The sequence below is a fragment of the uncultured Gimesia sp. genome (genome assembly GCF_937919775.1).
GTDB lineage: Bacteria > Planctomycetota > Planctomycetia > Planctomycetales > Planctomycetaceae > Gimesia.
Genome location: NZ_CALFPF010000495.1, coordinates 1 through 19,109, shown reverse-complemented (window position 1 = coordinate 19,109; position 19,109 = coordinate 1). Strand labels below are relative to the sequence as shown.

The window sequence follows — 19,109 nt, the reverse complement described above, 5'->3', positions numbered from 1 at the left end:
TGACTGCTGTTGAATCTGATCTTCCAGCTCTGAAACAAGATCTCTGGTTTTCTGCCATTGGGAGAGTGATTTCAGCACGCTTTCCAACCTCTCGATGACCTGCTGCTGCCCGTTTTCAGCAAGGTTCAATGATTCGAGTGGCCCTTTGTCCGCAGTTGGTTTGATTTCTGATTTGTTCGCGTCCGCCCGGGGGCTGGTGGCCGCAGAATCTGCCTTTCCGGAATTCGCTTTTGGTTGAGACCGATCCGAATCGTTTGCCGATTTCTCCTGAGCGGGAGTTGCATCAACATGGGACTGCAGTTTTTTGCGGGCTTGAGTAATCTGTTCCTGAATTTGCGGAAAGACATTCTGATTTAATTCCGAAAGCTCTGTGTTCAGCTCCGCCAGTCGTTGAGTCATCGCCGGATCATCGATTTGATTCCACTCAAGTTCACTCACCAGTTCCTTTGAACGCTGTTCCAGACCGGTCCGCGGACTGTAGAGCTGAGCAGCGACCCGTTTCTGATCCATCTCGACTTGTTTGATGGTATCAATCTCTTCGGACCGGGCTGTTCCGACGCGCTGGAGCTGGTGTTGGACGTCTTTGATTTCCGTATGCAAAAGTCGCTGATCTTTTAAAACACGCGTCAGTTCTTCCAGGAGCAGGGCATGTCGGTTCGCCAGTTCATTTGCCTTATACTGCGGGCTGACGATGGTCAGTACGCGTGAAATGCTCGTGCCAACGCGAGTTTCTTCCGTCTGATTTTCTGCTGACGCGACTGGCTGGTAATGGTCACGTGCTTCTGCCCGAAAGATAATGCGATCACCGTCTGTCAGCGCCAGATCGGAAAGCTTCCAGATATGGTTGATAATCAATTGTTCGCTGGAAGTTTGCGGGTCGAATGGCAGGGGGAATGACTGATTCTCCCGATCCGTGCGCAGGGCTCGTGAGAGCGTTTCCTCTTTGGTAGATTTTTGATAACGAATCTGCGCACTGGCAATTTTGAAATCATCGTGGATCATCACAGTTAAAGGGATTTGCGCTGACTGAGTCACCTGCAGATCGGTTGCCGGGTTTTCAAGAAACACTTCCGGAACGGAATCCGTAATGCCCGTGATTTCATAACGTTCGGGCGAGGGGGGGCGGAAGCCCTGTTCGTTTTCCAGTTCGAACCAATAGGCATAGGTTCCCGGTTCTTTCACGATGAATTGTGCTGAAAATTGTTTTCGATTTGCGTCCAGCTTGAGAGATACCGATTCCTGATCTTTGACGCGTAATTCTGCCGATTTCAACAGTTTATTCGAACTTGCTTTGATATCCACGCGCGTTCCCACCAGCGCTTTGAAATTTCCAACCCCCGCAGGCAGTGTCTCAACGGGATGTTGTGAATAGGGGGGCGGGGTGAGCGTGACCTCCTGCAGTTCCAGTATGGTCGGGGGAACAGAGACGATGGTCAACCAAGGCATGGAATGGTCATCGCCTCCCACCGCTCTCAGCCTCAACATTTTATTATTAATGACTAAAGAACCCGCTCCCAGATCACGATTTTCTGTCGCCTGGCCAGGCACCGAGACGATGCGCAGCGGTTCTGAATGTAACTTTCCGGGTGACTGCTGATTTGCAGCTACCTGGTATTCAATCTGCAGATCTTCCGGTGGGCTCCCTTTCCGGTTTTCTACGAAAAAACGAAAGTTCTGACCTTCCACCACCTGATAGGGATTCTGGGGGCCTGTCTCAATGGGAACCAGATTATCATCCAGCAGCCGCAATTCGACTCGTTGTGGCCAGTCCGGTGCGGAAAAAGGGAGAATCAAACGATGGATTCCCAGAATCACCTGCTGAGGATGCAGAATGGAAATCGAAGCCACAGCCAGGCAGAGCAGCGCGGCTGTGATCATGATTTTTCTGACGGGTTGTGTGTCGATCAATTCCAGAAAATTGATCCGGGAAGCCCGCTGGTAAGCGTCTTCGATGACCGCCTGACGAAGTTGGGCAGAGCCGGAAAAGTGCGTGGTTTTTTGATTGTCAAACTGGACGCTGCTGGAAAAACTGTCTTTCAGCGCAGGGTGCTGGCGTTCAATTTTCAGTGCGAGGTCAAAATCCGTGAGCGGTGTTTTTAAAGGAATCACCAGATTTTGCCAGAGAGTCCAGACAACATAACTGCCCGCAGCCAGCCCCAGCATGAATCGAATCACAGGGTCTGAAATATTCAGAGTCCAGTCAAAGCCGATGATTACGAGAGCCAGCACCAGAAGTATGGTTAACCCCCGACACAATCCATTGAGCCAGATCAGTTGATGGATCTTGCGATGCAGTTGCTCAAATTGTGCTCGAATGGAATGAGGCATAGTTCTGACTTCAGAGAAAAAACAGGGAGATCACTGTTTTATTATACTAAGCGAAAGCGTTTTCTTAACAGCCATTCTGCCGATATCAGTAAAGTGAATAAAATCAGGAATTCCCAGCGATTCCAGAGGGGAATGGGTTCTTCATTCTCCAGAGGCACCGGGTGTCCTGCGGGAATCGCACGGGGAAGCTGGTCCGCAGCGAAGATATGAAAATACTTTCCTCTGCTTTCCCGGGCCGTTTTCTGCATGTCGCTCTGGTTCATATCCCGAATCAGCAATTCACGTTGTGAAACTTCGACACGAAAATCATCTGCAGGGGGAGTTCCCTGCAGAATGGGTTGCGAGACCCAGGTATGGTAGGCCCCTTCTGTGATATTGGAATAACTTCCCTCAAAGATACTGGGGGATTTTTCCAACTGAGATAATTTGACGGGGCGGGATGCTTCCCCCTGTCGTTCCAGCATCACGGTCACATTTTCTGTGTCTGTGGGAATCTGTCGTTCATCCAGGAATTTCACGCGGAACTGGACCGTATCCCCCTGTTGATAGATTTTGCGATCGAGGGTCAGTTCGACGGACTGCTCCTGATTCAACAGTTTAGAGCGGCTGAGATAGCGAATCGCCTGTACCCAGAAGCGGGAGTAATAGAGGTCTCCCACCAGATCACGCCATCTCCAGAGATCGTCCGTCGCACTGAACAACACTTTGCCTGCACCCACGCGCTGTGTGGCGATGATTGGGATGAGCTGACCGTTTTTCCCTTTCTGTGTGGGATGTGTGGCAAAGACGGAAGCACCGGGTTTGACATCGTCTGCCGTGTAGAACCAATACAGCTCCGGCAGATTGTTCCAGATGGTCCGGCTTTGTTCGGCACTGTCTGCAAATCGAAAAATCGAGGTGCTGAATTGCCCTTCGGTTGTCAATTCCGGTTGAAATCCTTCGATCAGGAGAGCGTCGGCTGGTTGCTTTGTTTTGGAAATTTCAATCGGCAACAGCGCTTCCAGTTTCGTATTGGCATAAGCTTGCGGAGAAAAACGGGGGCCGGCAATCACGATCAGTCCCCCTCCTTTCTGGCGGACAAACTGATCCAGATTTTCAAAAACCGCCTGGCTGAAATAGGCGGGGTCGGCATCGCCCAGAATCACCACATCGTATTGATACAGATCTTCTTTTTTAACGGGGAAATAGTCCAGAGCCGTCGCATCTTCAGAGGAATACTCCAGATCGGATTCCTGTAAAATGCTCCGCAGCTCGATCGTTTTGTCGCGCTCCAGCAGATGTTTCAGATAGCGGTATTCATAACGGGGGACCGAATCCACCAGTAGGACACGGATCTTCTGATCAAGCACTGAGACTTGTCCGATTTGCTGATTATTCTTTTGATTGACTTCTCCCTTCACGGGTTCCACCTCGAAGACATATTCAAACAGTCCCGCTTTAGTGGGCGTGAAAGTCAGTTCAATCTTCTGAGATTCCTTTTTCGGGTTAATGGGAAACTGGCGTGTTACCAGGGGAACGCCTGATTTGGCGTCCTTCAGCGAGACAGAAATCGAACCGGCATTAATACCAAAGCTTTTTACTTTGGCTGAGAGATTGATCGGATCATTGACAAACGCCACGTCGTCTACCAGCAGATCATAGAGCTGCAGATCTCTGACCGGTTGTTCGCTGCCGACGCCCACGGGAAAAATGGGGACCAGTTTTGACTTTGCCAGAGGAGCCGCCCGCGATAAGAGATCCATCTCACCTGTACTGGAGATCCCGTCGCTGAAAACGATGATGGCAGTCGGAGGCGTACCGCGAAAATCATTCAGAACTTTTTGGACCGCCTGAAAGGGGCGTGTTTCTTTTCCCAGAGGTTCGAGTTGTTTGAGCAACTCCCGGGTTGGTTCCGTATTGGATTTCTCCAGCAGCCCTTGTTCTCCCAGGGGAATACAGGCTTCCGAAAAATGATAGAGTCGCAATTTGTGTTTTTTTTGCAGTTCACTCAGAAATTGCGAATCATTCTGAAGCAGGACGGTTTTGACCAGATCGAGCCGGTTTTTCCCTTTTCCCTGCTCTTTGGCCTGAGTGCTGATTTCAGCCGGCCCCGTTTGAGAATAATCATCTTCCAGCCCCATACTGGCCGAGTCATCAATTAAGACGGCGATGAAGGGCAGGCCGGTTCTGTGAATGGAAAGGGTAAATTTCGTCAGGAACAGCAACACGATCAGAAACAGGGTCAGTCGAATACCCAGTAACAGCGAACGTTTCTGGAGACTGAGATGGACCGTGTCTTTCAGATAGGCGTAAACCAGCAGAAAGATAATTCCCACTCCCAACAGCAGAACCGTCCAGTCCGGCAACCAGGCAGGCCAGGGCGCGTTCCACTGGAAATTCCACGCGGTTCCCTGACCGGGACCCGCTTTGGGAATATCCAAATAGGATTCCAGAAGTTGTTTCAGATAATCCATAAAGTTGAGCTAAACTACGGCGAATGGAAAGTCAGACCTGCTTGATCAGAATATTCAAAGGCAGACAGATGCTTATATTGTATTCAGATCTGTCTGTAATTGCTGTTTTTCATCACCTTCCAGCTCTGATTCTACGATTTTTTTTGCATGTTCCAGCCAGGTTGCGGCCTCCTCCGGTTTATCGGCGACTGCGGAGGCCCGGGCCAGCGCTTCATAAGCATAAGCCATATAAAATGGCCCTAACTGGTTTTTCTGGCTGACTTTGAGGCAGAGAGAGGCAAAGCTGAGTGCCAGTCGAGGCTGACTGGTCACCGCATAAACCCGGGAGAGTTGCCAGTAGGCAATCGAAATATTGAGGGGGGTATGCTCCTCGAATTGTTTCCAGTGCCAGAATGAGGCGTGGGAGCTGGAAATCATGGCCAGATTCTCTTCCGGAGTACGCTCGTGTTTCTCAAGATAATCCCAGGTTTTATTGAAACAGTCAGCAGCAAAAAAACGATGTGCTGTTTGAACGTCAAATTCAGGTGTCTGCATACTTTTACTCCTTCAGGGACGTTTCCCCTGCACCGTGAGAGATAGAAAAGGCCTCGAAAAACTGCTCTTCAGGCAGATTCGGTTTCGAGACATAATGCATTGTATCGAAGCCCGATAAGAATTATAAGAACTTTGAAAAAAGGAAAGGAAGTCAAGGAAACAAATCTGCGTCAAGTTAAACATGACTAGGTTTGTCTATCTTATCGATTTTCACCAGGTAACCAGCTTGATGCAACAGGATCTTGCTATTCGATAATGTTTATCCAGTCGAAACAAATGTCATAACCAATGGATTCAGAACGCGTGCATTCCCGATATTAAGAGGCGAGGAGTTTCGGAAAGAGCCAACCGAAACCAGTGCTTGTGTGTGTGAAAACCCCTATACAAGACCAATCATCGGGAACTTCAGATAGACATTAAGGCGACTATGATCCTGTCAAAAGCGAACATTAATCAGCAAAGCCTTTCAACCAATGAATTCCAGTTGGATTCCGCAGCATTGCCTGCCTCTGCGCATCTTGTGGGCATTTGCGGCTCAGGCATGAAAGCTTTGGCAGAATACCTTTCCAGTGCCGGCTGTCGCGTGACGGGGTCCGATTTAAGTCCCCCGCTCCCTACCGAGGAGGCATTAAAGGAAGGGGGATATCGGGTTCACCAGGGACACGACAAACGATTTGTTCCCGAGGGGACGAACGTGTTGGTTTACAGTCCTGCCATCGGTCTGGCAAATCCGGAACGTCGTTTTGCACAGCGGATGGGAATTCCTCAATTTTCTTATGCCCAGATGCTGGGCAGTCTGATGCGGCAGAAAAAAGGGGTCTGTATCGCGGGCACGCACGGTAAAAGTACCACGACGGCGTTGACCGCATATGTGCTTCAGAATGCCGGTGTTGCTCCCTCTGCGATGATTGGTGCGGAACTCTGCAGCCAGAATTTAAACGGCTGGGCAGGGGTCGGCCCGCTGTTTGTCGCCGAAAGTTGTGAGTACCAGCGCAGCTTTCTGAATTTGTTTCCCTATCACGCCGCCATTACGAACATCGAACCCGATCACTTTGATTATTTCAAAAATCAGGACGACATGTCATCCGCTTATGCAGAGTTTGTCTCACGTATTCCCGTGAGTGGCAGTTTACTGCTGCCGGGAAATTGCATGGGGCGGCAGAAAATTCTGGACGCCTGCAAAGCGAAAGTCTCCACATTTTCTCTCGAACGAGGTGCAGACTGGTGGGCCACCGATATTAAACAGACCTCCTTTGGTTTGCGATTCCGGCTGTTTCATCAAGGCGATTATTTTTCAGAAATATCCATGCAGAAAATCGGGAAACATAATGTTTCCAATGCGATGGTTGCCGCCATTCTCTGCCACACGGCCGGGATTCCTGCGGAAGAGATTCGCGAAGGCATCTATGAGTTCCCGGGCATACATCGTCGTTATGAGCGGATGGGTTCCTATAAGGGGATAACTCTGTTCGATGATTATGCGCATCATCCGACGGCCATTCAGTCTACCTTAAAAATGCTGAGACAGGAGTACCCGGACCGTAAAGTCTGGTGTCTATATGAACCGCACCAGGTTTCGCGGACTCAGGCTTTGATGGATTATTATGCCCGCAGCTTCAAACTGGCAGACAAAGTCCTGATTGCACCTGTCTACGCCGCCCGTGAAAAACTCGGACCGGAGCCCGTTGATACGTCGAAAGAGTTGGTAAAACGAATTCTTCTGCATAATGATTCGGTCAGATTCAGCAGTTCCCTTGACCAGATGCTCTCAACTTTAGAGACTGAGGCTCAATCTGGTGATATCATCATTACTATGGGAGCGGGCGAAATAAATCGGATCCATCATGAGTTCAATCGAAGACTTCAAAGAGATTCTTAAACATTCTGAACCACTGGCAAAGTACTCCTATTTCAAAATAGGGGGACCTGCCCAGTTTTTCCTGGAACCACGCACTGTAGACGAACTGCAGGCGGTGGTCTTGTGCTGTGTCGAAAATGAAATCCCCGTACGCGTCTTTGGAGGCGCATCGAATATCCTCATCAAGGATTCCGGCGTACAGGGAGCCGTCATCAGGATTCATGACGAAGAATTCTCAAAGATTCAGATCGAAGGCACCACTGTCACCGCAGGTGCCGGCGCATTGCTGTCGAACCTTGTTTCCCAAACCGTGAAAGCGGGACTGGCAGGTCTGGAAAGTCTGGTTGGTATTCCGGGAACCGTCGGGGGCGCCTTGCATGGCAACACGGGGGGACACAATGGTGATATCGGCCAGTATGCCACATCCGTTTCGGTACTGACCGCCCGAGGAGAAAAATTTGTGCGGACGGCGGACGAATTGAGCTTCAGTTACCGGGAAAGCAGCATCAATGAGCTGGCGATTCTCGAAGCCACTTTTGAATTGAAACAGGATGATTCTGAAGAGGTCACGAATCGCATGAAAAAGAACTGGATCATGAAAAAGGCCAATCAGCCTTTGACGCATCAGTCGGCAGGTTGCATCTTCAAAAATCCGCGCGGCATGCACGCAGGCGCTTTAATCGAGCAGGCCGGGCTGAAAGGGACGCGGATTGGCGGGGCTGAAATCAGTGATCGGCATGCGAATTTCATTGTCAACGATGAAAATGCGACAACGGAAAATGTACACGATCTGATCAATCTGGCGCAGCACACGGTCGCAGAAAAATTCGGCGTGGAACTCGAACTTGAAATCGAACTCTGGTAATCAGAGAACTTCGTTATTTTCCGATACAGTAGAGGTGCTGAAACGTACGCAGGAAAATCTGCCCGTCGGAAAAGGCGGGCGTGGAGTTACTTTTTTCCCGCAGTTCATTCTGCGCCACTTTTTCGAAACGCTTGACGTCGGGTTTGAAAACGTGTGTCGTGCCGTTCTGGTCGGTCACATAAAGATGATCATTGACCAGGATTAACGAGCCCCAGCAGGCGGCGCCTCCCCGTTCCTGCCAGAGGATTTCTCCAGTCGCCGGGTTGATGCACTGGAAAAAATTCGGGCCGGCATTGGCCATGAAGAGATGGTCTTTCGTAAAGATCCCCGTCGAAATGCGCTGCGGGTTGGGTTCTTTTCGCCAGAGCCGCTGTGAGGCCGTGATATCGCCTGTCCCCTGCATGCGGAAGCCGATCGCCGGGCCGTTAAAGCCTCCCATCGCTACGCAGACATCGTTCGCGAGGACCGGCGAGGTATAAACCAGGTCCCCTTTCTGTCCGCGCAGGCCGTCACAACTCCAGATGATCTTCCCTGTATCAGGATCATAGGCATTCACGCGCAGGGACATGCTGCAGATAATGAGTTTCTGACCATTGATCTCCGCAATCACGGGCGTGCTCCAAGAGCCCATGTACTTTCGATCTTTGTTGTATTGACCGTCCGCTTCGACCGGTTCTTCGGTTTCCCAGATCGTTTTCCCGTTGTCCGGATCAAGGGCCGTCATAAAGACCCGCTTTCCCGGGCCGCAGTGCAGAATGAGTTTTCCCTCGTGCAGAATGGGAGAAGCACCGTAGCCCCAGATATGTTCAAACTCTCCCAGATTTCGGTTCCAGAGTTCATTCCCATCAAAGTCATAACAGAATAAACCTGCAGAGGCGTGCCAGACGAAAACGCGTTTCCCGTCCGCCACAGGAGTCGAACCGCAATAGTTATTCGTCTTATGCGTGGGCATGACTTTGTCAAAGTTGACGGTACGCACCCAGAGTGGTTTTCCATTCGTGCGGTCAAAACAGTAAAGACTGCGTTTGCGTCCTTCGTTTTCGGCACACGTCACAAACACACGCCCGTTCGAGACAATCGGGCTGCTGTTGCCGTCAGACGGCAGAGGCGCTTTCCAGACAATGTTCTCTGTGGGACTCCATTTCACAGGGACCTCGGTTTCCTGCGAGATCCCGTTTCCGCGGGGTCCCCGAAAGGCGGGCCAGTCTTCTGCGGTGAGCAAAGTGGAACTGAGAATCAGCGAAGACGAAAACGCAAAAATCAGAACTTGTAAGGAATGTTTCATCTGAACGCCTTTTCGAAACTGTGATCGGAACAGAATGAACGATTTGGCTTAAGCAATTACATCATGAATGACGTGTCCGTGTACGTCGGTCAGTCGCATGTCGCGACCACCAAAACGGAACGTGGATTTCGTATGGTCCAGCCCCAGAAGATGCAGCATCGTGGCGTGAAGATCATGGATCTCCGCACGATTCTCTACGACTTTATAACCCCAGTCATCCGTGGCTCCATAAGTCATGCCCCCTTTAATCCCGCCTCCCGCCATCCACATGGAAAAGCCGAACGGGTTGTGGTCCCGTCCATTGGTGCCCTGCGCAAAAGGCGTTCTCCCGAACTCACCCCCCCAGATGACCAGCGTGGATTCCAGCAGGCCGCGCTGTTTAAGATCTTTCAACAGGCCGGCGATGGGCTGATCGACGGCGCGGGCGTTATTTTCGTGATCGCGTTTTAAATTCGCGTGCTGGTCCCAGCGGTCGCTTTTGACGCTGGTACACGTCAGTTCGACAAAACGGACTCCCCGTTCGACGAGCCTGCGCGCGAGCAGACATTCTGCGGCGTAGGTGCGTGTGGGCTCATATTCCGCGTCGAATCCATACAGGTCCAGGGTAGATTTGCTTTCGCTGGTAAACGACATCAGGTCGGGAATCGCCATCTGCATTTTATAGGCGAGTTCATAGTTCGAGATGGCGGATTCAATTTCGTCGTGAATTCCGGTCTGCTGTTGTTTAAAACGATCCAGTTGCTGCATGAGTTTGAGTTTTTGCAGTTGAGTCTGGCTGGTTTTTTCCTGCCGTTCCACATTTGCGATCCCGCTGCCTCCCGGTTTGAAAATGGAACCCTGGAAACTGGCGGGCAGAAATCCACTGTTAAAACAGTCGAGCCCGCCCGGAGGAATCAGTCCGCCATTGATGACGACAAAACCGGGCAGGTTCTGGCATTCACTGCCTAAACCATAATTAACCCACGCGCCCATACTCGGACGCCCCTGCAAGCCGCTGCCTGTGTGCAGAAAGTAGTTCGCAAAGGTGTGTTCGGGGAATTGAGAGACCACGGAACGTATCACCGCCATGTCATCAACACACCCGCCGATGTGGGGGAAGAGATCGCTGACGGGGATACCGCTTTCGCCGTATTGTTGAAACTTCCACGGGCTTTCAAGCACTTTTCCGACATTATCGAACTGCGTCGCTTCCACTTTAAAATAATCACCGGGACTCTTGCCGTTGAATTTATTCAGCAATGGTTTCGGGTCAAAGGTATCGACTTGCGAAGGTCCGCCATCCATATACAGGAAAATGACATTTTTCGCTTTGGGCGGGAAGTGGGTTTTTCCGACTGTTTCGCCGGAGAACGCACGGTCCTGCAGGAGCGCTGTCAGCGCGGCTGCACCAAAGCCATTGGCGCACTGCTTGAGAATATCACGCCGCGTAAACTGTTGTCTGAATTGACCACATTGCATGTTGCAGACTTTCTGAGGATTCTCGTGAAATCAGAAAACGTAGATAAACTCTTTCAGGTTGAAAATAACGTGCCCCAACTCTGCCCAGATGAGGGCAGGGTCAGCCGTCGGCGGGTTCTGCTGGTTACCTTCCAGAATAAATTGACGTGCCGCTGTCAACTCTTCGGGACTGGGCAGACGGCTTAATGCCGATTCATACATCCAGCGGATTCTGTCGTCGGTCGTTTGCCGATTCGAGTCGGTGGTCACCCGTTTTCCCCAGAGCTGAGCCTGTTGAAGTACAAACGGGTCGTTCATCATGATCAGCGCCTGTGCGGGCACATTCGAAACATTGGGGCGGCCCATTGTGCTGAACGGGCTCGGCGTGTCGTACGCCAGCATCATCGGCGAGAGAAAATTGCGGCGGACCTGAATATAAATCGAACGTCTGCCGTCGCCGTCCAGCGGACCATTCACCGGAGGTTTGCCGCGACCATCCATAAATCTGGTGAGGTGAACCGGCACAGACGGGCCATACATTTTTGAATCGATTCTTCCGGAAATGCTCAACAGGGCATCGCGAATCGCTTCACCTTCCAGTCGCTTTAAAGGCATTTTGTAGAGATAAATATTGTCCGGATCGATCTCTGACACGTTCAAGGTGGTCTGGCTGGCCTGTTGATAAGTTTGCGTCAGCACGATGGTTTTAATCATCTGTTTGAGCGAACGTCCCTGTTTCAGGAATTGCAGCGCAAGATAATCAAGCAGTTCCGGATGCGAAGGGCGTTCTCCCAGGACTCCCAGATTATCGACGCTGGGCACGATGCCCCGTCCGAACAGGTGTGCCCAGATGCGATTCACAATCACGCGATGGGTCAGGGGATTCGAACGATCATTGATTGCTTTTGCTAATTCCAGTCGTCCGCTTCCTGGAGTGAGGGCAGGCGATTTGCCATTGAGGGCTTCCAGAAATCGTCTTTCAACTAAAGGGCCGGGGTTCTGATGGCTGCCGCGAATCAGGACATGATCACTCTCAGCACTGCCATCCATGATGGCCATTGCGGTCTGCGATTTCGTTTGAATCGTCTGTTTCAGTTGTTCGCACTGTGCGCGATAGTGTTCGATTTCCTGCGTGAGAGCAAGTCGTTCTCTGCTTTGCGGATCTGAAAACAGATCAGGATGTGCGATCATCCAGTTGATGACGGCGACGGTTTCCGCACTCGGTGTCTGTTCTGCATTGAAGTATTCCTGCACTGCATGCTGGACCGTCTGTTGTCCCTTAAGTGACTGACTCTGAATGGTCTCGGCCGCTTGTTGTTTTTTTTCGTTTTTCAGGCTGATCGATGTCAACGGTTGTTCGGACTGCGGTGTTCCGTGTTTCACCTGATAAACTTCCAGAGGCTCTTTCTCCAGCACGGTGAATTCCAGATGAATGCGATGTCCCTTATAGCGGGATAAGTCGTGTGTCACCCAGCGCGGTTGATTTTCCGGCGTAGCAGGAATTTTCTTCAGCGTGGAACCGTGCAGAGGGCCGAACAGCATGCGGTGGGAGTCGACACAGGCGTAAACCCAGCAGCCCCCTTTGATTTTGTAAGAAACCGCTCCCTGAACTTCGAAGGTCGGGGTCCTTAATGTGCGTCCTGACCGGGGAAAGGTCCGCAGTTGATTTTTCTGATTCATTTGCGGCGAATTGACATCCACCAGATCCTCCCAGAGAAAATCACGTCTTGCCGCGCCTTCCGCAAGTACAGTGAGCGGGATCTGCTGGTTGGCTTGATCGAAAACCAACGTGCCTCGCGCACGCGGCGCCAGGCCAAAACTGAAACCGTCGGCGATAAAATCTGCGGGAGCACAGTTTGCGTAATTGATGATGGTAGTCTCAGAGGAATCGGTATTACCGGTCGCCTGTGAATTGACCGGTTCGAGAGAGACTGCTGTCTCAGTCTCTTTCTGCAGCGAGGCAAAGAAACGATTCTCTTGATCCTGATTGCTTTGAGTGAATTGCACCCAGTTTTTCAGGATCGCGGGGTTGAGCTTTCGCGCGGCCGCCTGTTGTTTGATTTCCGCATCCAGTTCAGGTGATTTTTCATCGGGAAATTGTTGCGCGATAGTTTTGGCAGCCTGGAAATATTCCGCAAAGTGGTTTACTCCCGCTGCAAACGTGCTTTTCAGTTTCGTTTTGAGGACGGTCTGTTTCAGTTTATGCAGCAGTTCGGTCTGCTGCGCGATTTTCTGATTGTGCGCCATCGATTCGAAACGGACCTGATGATAGTTACTGCTTTGCAGGTATCCATACAGGGCGTAATAGTCTTTCGTTGAAATCGCATCGAATTTATGGTCGTGACAACGGGCACAGGAAACGGTCATGCCCAGAAATGATTTGGTCATGACATCAATGGCGTTATCAAAGCGGTCAGTTTCATCCTTGCGGATATCAACGGGGGAGTGCACCCATTCACTCAAGTACCAGAACGCGGTTGCCAGGACGGATTCATTGAACTGTTGCTCGGGATTCAGTCGTGGCTGTTGCAGTAAATCGCCGGCGATATGTTCCGTGACGAACTGATCATAGGGGAGATCGGCGTTCAGGGCGCGGATCACATAGTCGCGATACTGGTAGGCGTTGGGGGCATCATTATCAAATTCGTGGCCCCGCGATTCTGCATAACGCATCAGATCCAGCCAGTGCCGTGCCCAGCGTTCGCCAAATTGAGGAGCCGCCAGAAGCTGATCGACGACTTTTTCTGTCGCATTCGGAGACGTGTCACTCAGGTAGGAGTGAATTTGAGCAGCAGTCGGAGGGACGCCGATCAAGTCGAAATACAGCCGACGGATGATTGTCCGCTTGTCCGCATGTAAAGTTGGCTGCAGCTGTTTTTCTTCCAGTTTCGCAAGAATGAACTGATCTACGGGATGGGTCGACCAGCTTTTATTTTTGACCGCAGGCGGCGGCACCTCTTTCATCGGCTGCCAGGCCCAGTGTTCCTGCTGTCGTTTTTTCAGATCAAAGGTATCGGCAGCGCCTCCCTTGGCAGGCGGTTTTTCTTCGGGCCAGGGGAGCCCCATTTCGACCCAGCGTGCGAGGAGATCGATTTGTTCTTTTTTCAGTCGGGTATTGGGGGGCATCTCGAACGATTCATAACGCACGGCTTGCAGGAGAAGACTCTCGTGTGTTTTTTTGAGATCCGCTGAGGGGCCAGTATCTCCCCCCTTCAGCAGCAGGGCACGCGAGTCCAGCCGCAGTCCGCCTTCCAGGCGTTTGGACTGGCCGCTATGACACTCATAACAATGTTCGGCGAGCAACGGGCGAATCGACTTTTCAAAGAACTCCAGTTGCTCTGGTGCGAACTGGGGAACGGAATCTGTTTTTGATTTTGCTTCTTCTGCCGAAGTTGAGAAACAGACGAAGCCGATCAGCAGCAGAAAAACAGATATGATTCGGAGAATATGCTTCATACTCAGAGACTTCTTATTCAGAGTTCAGGTCGTGATTCAGCCGAAGATGGTTTTTAGCCGCTCATGTAACGTGGAGCGCATTTTTAAAATGGAGGGAACAATATCCGAGACATTGCCATAAACTATTTTAACGCTTTCAGTTGAAGCGATTCAAGTTTTAATCGGCTTTGCGGAAAAAGAGAGTCAAATTCCCTCGACAGGAATTAAATCAGTTCCGGCAGAGGTTTGGCGTGTCCCTCGACCAGATATTGCGGACGGCCACTGAAATCTTCCACCGTCGTATGCTCTGTTTCGATTCCCAGATTGTGATAAAGCGTCGCAAAGAGTTCGGGGAATGTGACGGGACGATCGACGGCTTCGCCTCCCAGTCGATCGGTGGCGCCGATGACCTGACCGGTTTTCATGCCACCGCCGAAGAGAATGGCCGAGTTCACGCGCGGCCAGTGATCGCGGCCGACCTGGGCACTGATTTTAGGAGTGCGTCCAAATTCGCCCCAGATGGCAACCGTACAATCCTGATCCAGACCTCGTTGATGCAGGTCTTCCAGCAGGGCGCTGACGCACTGATCAAAGGCGGGGAAGTCTTCTTCTTCGCGTTTGAAGATGGTGTTGTATGATCCGCCATGCCAGTCCCATTTACTGTAATTCAAAGTGACAACACGCGCGCCGGCTTCGATCAGCCTGCGTGCGGCCAGCATGCTCTGTGGTACGCGGGGTGCGCCATTACCGTCGATGAATTTTGTCGGATCGCCAGTGCCATAGCGTTTGACGGTCTCGGGATCTTCTTTGGAAAGGTCCAGTGCTTCGGCCAGTTTTGAAGAAGTCAGCACGCCCATTGCCTGTTCGGTAAATGTATCCAGGCCGGTCATCATGCCTGAAGCGTCTGCTTCCCGTTTAAAATTATCAATACCTTGCAGCAGTTGTTTTCGATCAGCAAGTCGTTCCAGAGACACGCCATTCAGTACCATATCATGGCGAGTAGGACCCATCGGACGAAAGGGGGAATGCGAGAGACCGAGAAATCCGGAGCCCGGTTCATTATAGGGGCCGTGAGTACAAGGATAACACAGGCTGATAAAAGGGGGCGCCGACTCCACATACGGGCCTTGAAGTTTCGAGACCGTCGAACCAAATTGCGGCCAGCCTCCCTGTGGTTTCGGTTTTTTGGGATCATGGCCGTTAAAACACTGGATCGCATCGTGGCCGCTCTGCGAGCCGACGATGGAACGAATCAGAACCATTTTATCCATGAGCTGCGCCATTCGCGGGAAGGCTTCACAGATTTCAATTCCGGGAACGTTGGTGGCAATCGGACGCCAGGGGCCTGCGATTTCCTTGGGGGCCTCCGGTTTGAGGTCGATCATGTCCTGGTGAGGTGGCCCCCCCACCAGATAAATCATGATCACCGATTTCTGACGCTTTTTGCCGGCCGGGTTCGTCGCTTCCGCCTGTAACAGGCGGGGTAACGTCAGGCCAGACAGACCGAGACTGCCAATCTGGAGAAAGTTCCGTCGCGTGATTTGATCACAAAACGACTGTCGAGAATGGCCTTGTCCAAGCAGTGTCAGCATACTGGTGTCGCTCCTACCGTAGTCTGGAATCTTGATAACAGCGCGATTGTATCAAGTTGTGTTTATGTGTTCCAGAGGGGCTTGGGAAGATCTTGAATTTTATTATCTTCGCGCCCGTTCACGTAGTTCTGGAAGGACTGCACGGATTCCATTGGCTCCCAGAGAGGCAATCGAGCCGATATTGACGAAGCGATACCCCTCATCAATGGCCTGACGGCAGCGGTCGAGATCTCCAAAAGTGATTCCCGCAGGCTTATTGGCTTTTGCCACCCGTTTGGGGAAATCAGCCAGTAATTTCAGGAGTTCCGGGTGCTGAATCTGTCCGATGATGCCCAGGGAGGCGGAGAGGTCCATCGGGCCGGCAAAGACGACATCAACGCCCTCGACGGCGGCGATTTTCTCGATATTTTCGATTCCTTCCGGTGATTCGATTTGAACGACGATTGCTGTTTCGTTATTTGCATGAGGCAGATAATCATCGAAGGAAATATCCATAAACATGGTCCAGTCGGGCGAAACGCCGCGCGTGCCTTCGGGTGGATATTTGGCATACTGGACTGCGAGCTTTGCTTCCTCTGCGTTATTGATCTGCGGAACCATGATGGTATTGGCACCGATATCCAGCGCTTTTTTGAAGTAGCTCGGGTCCAGACCAGGCACGCGAATCATAGGCATGCAGCCTTGTCTGCGGGCGATCACGGGGATGTGTTTGACTTCGTTGACGCCATAGGGACGGTGTTCCAGGTCGATCCACAAAAAATCGATGCCCGTGTCGACTGACATTTTCGCAAGAATTTCCGAGGCATCAGGCAAGCCGACTCCCAGGGCCACATCACCTTTAGAAAGCAGTGTTTTGATTTTATTTTCGAACATGGAAGGGTCCAGCAAAAAAACAGGTATGGTGTTTGGTATGGAACGTCAGGACGCACATAAATCCATGATAAGCGGAGAAACAGAAACGGCATACCCTGAGAGAGTATGCCGTTTCTGAATTTATGTTATTTGTTGGAATTCCGTTCGCATGCCGGACTACTGGCTGATGTAGTACATGGCTGGATCGTCGATGATCCACTCAGTGGACCAGGTACGACCATTATCCTGATTGCAGATATTAAAGAAGGCCGTGTGGAATGACTGAATCCGTGATCCATAAGGATAGTGTGAAGCGAAGCGGTCGGCCGGAGTCAATGGATCAACGCCGGGACTGGCATAATAGTGTGTGCGACCATCGGGAGTGAAAGACATTCCCAGTGTCCACCAGCCGGTCTGTTTGATTTCCGGCCCGATAAAATCCTGTCCTGAACTGTCAGCCCGTACGACAAACACAGCAGAATCTTCGCCATTGGCACTGTCTGTTTTGCTGTTGAACTGAATGAACATGCCCAGATAGATGGTTTCGATTTTTGTAGTAGGGCCCCGAGAAAAGAATCGTCGGCCTGAACTTTTTGTCGTTGTAGGTGCTTTGACAGCAGCCCGGAATCCGAATGAAGTTCCGGTTTTGTCTTCCCATTCTTCAAATGGTGGAATATAGACGCGTGTGATGACGCTGGGTGAATAATTGACCGAAACCATTGTTCCCTGCATAATCAGGTCGTCCTGATTGCTTCCCCGACTACCTTGTCCGGGAACGCCTGTGTGCAGTGATTTCATCAGCAAGGCGCCTTTGCTGCCGGGCAGGCCGCCGGGAGGTGTGGGAACCCGTTGGATCATGTCCGGTTGTCCGCGTTTGGCACTTTCTGTCCAGATGCTATTCGAGGACTGTCCCAGGGGATAGCGGGTCTGTTCATCGACGTTGGTACTGCTTTTCGGAAGATTCGTAATGTATTCCCAGGTCTCATCTTCAAAATCATCCCAGGCCCCCTCGACCCGTGTCCCGGTGCCAGGAATGACCTGTGCATTTAACTCGGCTCCGGCAATCAGAATTGAGGTTCCCGCAAAAAAAGCCAGACAGTGTCTGGAGAGAAAATGATTCCATCTGAGAAGCATGATTTTCAGTTCCCGGCAATGAGTTGAAAGAAAGCGCGAGGGGATCTGTTTTGTACCCTGACGCCTGGAATGTATTCATTCAGGAGTGGGTCAAAGATTCCCATTCCTGTTGAGTGCAATTATTCCGCAAAGTTCGAATTACTGGAATTATCGGATAGATCGGCAGGAATGGTTCAAATTATCTTGATATGTCTGAAATGCTGTAAACGCTTGTCAGATCTCTGTTTTCTGCAGTAAATCGCAGCTGAAAGAAAAAATGGCAGTTCCGAATTCTGGTGTGCGCGGGCATACATCTGCTGTATCTTTTGTATTTTAACTGCTCCGTATAGATTCCTGCTTTCCTGATTGAATTCGTTGTGCTGAATTGGATTTCGAAAATAGAATCGCTAAGATAGCGATTTGCTTTTCAAGCAGAATTGTTTTATTCAACCGGGCTAAATTCAATAGCAGCTAAATTCATCAGCGGCCTTGGCGCGAGTGCCTTTGATGATCCTTTCGATTGCATCAAGATTTCGAGAACGTAATGACCGATCCCCATCTCTCTGAGCAGGACGCTCTTTCTCAGAGTTTAATTAATACCAAGCAGGAAGAGTTGATTCTGGTCCTGGATTTCGGGTCTCAAACTTCACAGCTGATTACGAGACGTGTCCGTGAGCAGAATGTCTTCAGCCAACTGGCTCGCCCGGATCTGTCGGTAGACCGCATCAGAGAACTGAACCCGAAAGGCATTATTCTTTCCGGTGGTCCTGCCAGCGTTTATGGTGAAAATTCACCGCAGCCAGATCCTGAAATTTTTAACCTGGGAATTCCGATTCTGGGCATCTGTTACGGCATGCAGCTGGTTTGTGCCTCACAGGGTTGCGAAGTCAAAGGGAGCGAATCACGGGAATTTGGCAGAACCCCCAGTACCGTCAGCGACCATTCCAACATCTTTTCAGGCGTTCCGTCTAATTTTATTGCCTGGATGAGTCATGGCGATCAGGTTCAGAATCTGAGCGAACATTTTACCTCTCTGGCGTCCACCGAAACCTGCCAGTTTGCGGCTGTTAAACATCATAGCAAGCCTCTGTACGGTCTGCAGTTCCATCCGGAAGTCACTCACACCGAATTTGGTGGGATGCTACTATCGAACTTTGTTCAAAAAGTTTGTGGCTGTGAGGGAACGTGGAAAATTTCCAATTTGATCGAACAGGAAATCGCGACAATCCGTGAACGGGTTGGCGATAAGCGTGTGATTTGCGGTTTATCGGGGGGCGTCGATTCTTCAGTTGTTGCCGCCTTGCTTTATCGGGCGATCGGTTCTCAGCTATCGTGTATCTTTGTGGACAATGGATTG

The 19,109-nt window shown here is 50.9% G+C and carries 12 protein-coding genes; 3 read left to right on the top strand and 9 right to left on the bottom strand.

The features are described from left to right. From Q0294_RS14100 to Q0294_RS14090, 3 genes are all read right to left on the bottom strand, one after another. The coding region (locus tag Q0294_RS14100; RefSeq protein WP_299466552.1) for a hypothetical protein at window positions 1–2,328 on the bottom strand (2,328 nt) is incomplete at its 3' end. A 41-nt stretch (window positions 2,329–2,369) separates the two neighbouring features. Next, window positions 2,370–4,748: a hypothetical protein gene (locus Q0294_RS14095; protein ID WP_299466549.1), complete on the bottom strand. Its 2,379-nt coding sequence runs from the start codon at window positions 4,746–4,748 to the stop codon at window positions 2,370–2,372. Window positions 4,749–4,853: 105 nt separating this feature from the next. Further along, on the bottom strand, window positions 4,854–5,315 hold the full coding sequence (locus Q0294_RS14090; protein ID WP_299466546.1) for a hypothetical protein: 462 nt from the start codon (window positions 5,313–5,315) through the stop codon (window positions 4,854–4,856). Window positions 5,316–5,742: 427 nt separating this feature from the next. On the opposite strand from Q0294_RS14090, the gene murC reads away from it, so the two are divergent. Continuing rightward, complete coding sequence (gene murC / locus Q0294_RS14085; protein WP_299466543.1) at window positions 5,743–7,194, top strand: UDP-N-acetylmuramate--L-alanine ligase; 1,452 nt, start codon at window positions 5,743–5,745, stop codon at window positions 7,192–7,194. Then, window positions 7,160–8,038: a UDP-N-acetylmuramate dehydrogenase gene (gene murB / locus Q0294_RS14080; protein ID WP_299466539.1), complete on the top strand. Its 879-nt coding sequence runs from the start codon at window positions 7,160–7,162 to the stop codon at window positions 8,036–8,038. The genes murC and murB overlap by 35 nt, the downstream gene beginning before the upstream one ends. 13 nt (window positions 8,039–8,051) lie before the next feature. On the opposite strand, the gene Q0294_RS14075 is transcribed toward murB, so the two are convergent. From Q0294_RS14075 to Q0294_RS14050, 6 genes are all read right to left on the bottom strand, one after another. Then, a complete protein-coding gene (locus tag Q0294_RS14075; RefSeq protein WP_299466536.1) occupies window positions 8,052–9,323 on the bottom strand; it encodes a PQQ-binding-like beta-propeller repeat protein in 1,272 nt (423 codons plus the stop codon). 48 nt (window positions 9,324–9,371) lie between these two features. Beyond that, the gene (locus Q0294_RS14070; protein ID WP_299466533.1) at window positions 9,372–10,781 is read right to left on the bottom strand and encodes a DUF1501 domain-containing protein; all 1,410 of its coding nucleotides are present in this window, start codon (window positions 10,779–10,781) and stop codon (window positions 9,372–9,374) included. Between the two features lie 30 nt (window positions 10,782–10,811). Next, window positions 10,812–14,216 (bottom strand): PSD1 and planctomycete cytochrome C domain-containing protein, encoded by a 3,405-nt coding sequence (locus tag Q0294_RS14065; protein WP_299466530.1) that lies wholly within the window; start codon window positions 14,214–14,216, stop codon window positions 10,812–10,814. A 203-nt stretch (window positions 14,217–14,419) separates the two neighbouring features. After that, window positions 14,420–15,787 carry a DUF1501 domain-containing protein gene (locus Q0294_RS14060; RefSeq protein WP_299466527.1) on the bottom strand — a complete coding sequence of 456 codons (1,368 nt, stop codon included), beginning with the start codon at window positions 15,785–15,787 and terminating at the stop codon, window positions 14,420–14,422. Between the two features lie 102 nt (window positions 15,788–15,889). After that, a complete protein-coding gene (locus Q0294_RS14055) occupies window positions 15,890–16,660 on the bottom strand; it encodes an aldolase/citrate lyase family protein (protein WP_299466524.1) in 771 nt (256 codons plus the stop codon). A 156-nt stretch (window positions 16,661–16,816) separates the two neighbouring features. Further along, complete coding sequence (locus Q0294_RS14050) at window positions 16,817–17,773, bottom strand: hypothetical protein (RefSeq protein ID WP_299466522.1); 957 nt, start codon at window positions 17,771–17,773, stop codon at window positions 16,817–16,819. A 523-nt stretch (window positions 17,774–18,296) separates the two neighbouring features. Between Q0294_RS14050 and guaA the strand changes: the two genes are divergently transcribed. After that, a partial coding sequence (gene guaA, locus Q0294_RS14045) for a glutamine-hydrolyzing GMP synthase (protein WP_299466520.1) occupies window positions 18,297–19,109 on the top strand: 813 nt, incomplete at its 3' end.

Excerpts from the sequence above, each read along its gene's own strand:
- Q0294_RS14090 (WP_299466546.1), bottom strand. The coding sequence starts at position 5,315 with ATGCAGACACCTGAATTTGACGTTCAAACAGCACATCGTTTTTTTGCT.
- murC (WP_299466543.1), top strand. The coding sequence starts at position 5,743 with ATGATCCTGTCAAAAGCGAACATTAATCAGCAAAGCCTTTCAACCAAT.
- murB (WP_299466539.1), top strand. The coding sequence starts at position 7,160 with ATGAGTTCAATCGAAGACTTCAAAGAGATTCTTAAACATTCTGAACCA.
- Q0294_RS14075 (WP_299466536.1), bottom strand. The coding sequence starts at position 9,323 with ATGAAACATTCCTTACAAGTTCTGATTTTTGCGTTTTCGTCTTCGCTG.
- Q0294_RS14070 (WP_299466533.1), bottom strand. The coding sequence starts at position 10,781 with ATGCAATGTGGTCAATTCAGACAACAGTTTACGCGGCGTGATATTCTC.
- Q0294_RS14065 (WP_299466530.1), bottom strand. The coding sequence starts at position 14,216 with ATGAAGCATATTCTCCGAATCATATCTGTTTTTCTGCTGCTGATCGGC.
- Q0294_RS14060 (WP_299466527.1), bottom strand. The coding sequence starts at position 15,787 with ATGCTGACACTGCTTGGACAAGGCCATTCTCGACAGTCGTTTTGTGAT.
- Q0294_RS14055 (WP_299466524.1), bottom strand. The coding sequence starts at position 16,660 with ATGTTCGAAAATAAAATCAAAACACTGCTTTCTAAAGGTGATGTGGCC.
- Q0294_RS14050 (WP_299466522.1), bottom strand. The coding sequence starts at position 17,773 with ATGCTTCTCAGATGGAATCATTTTCTCTCCAGACACTGTCTGGCTTTT.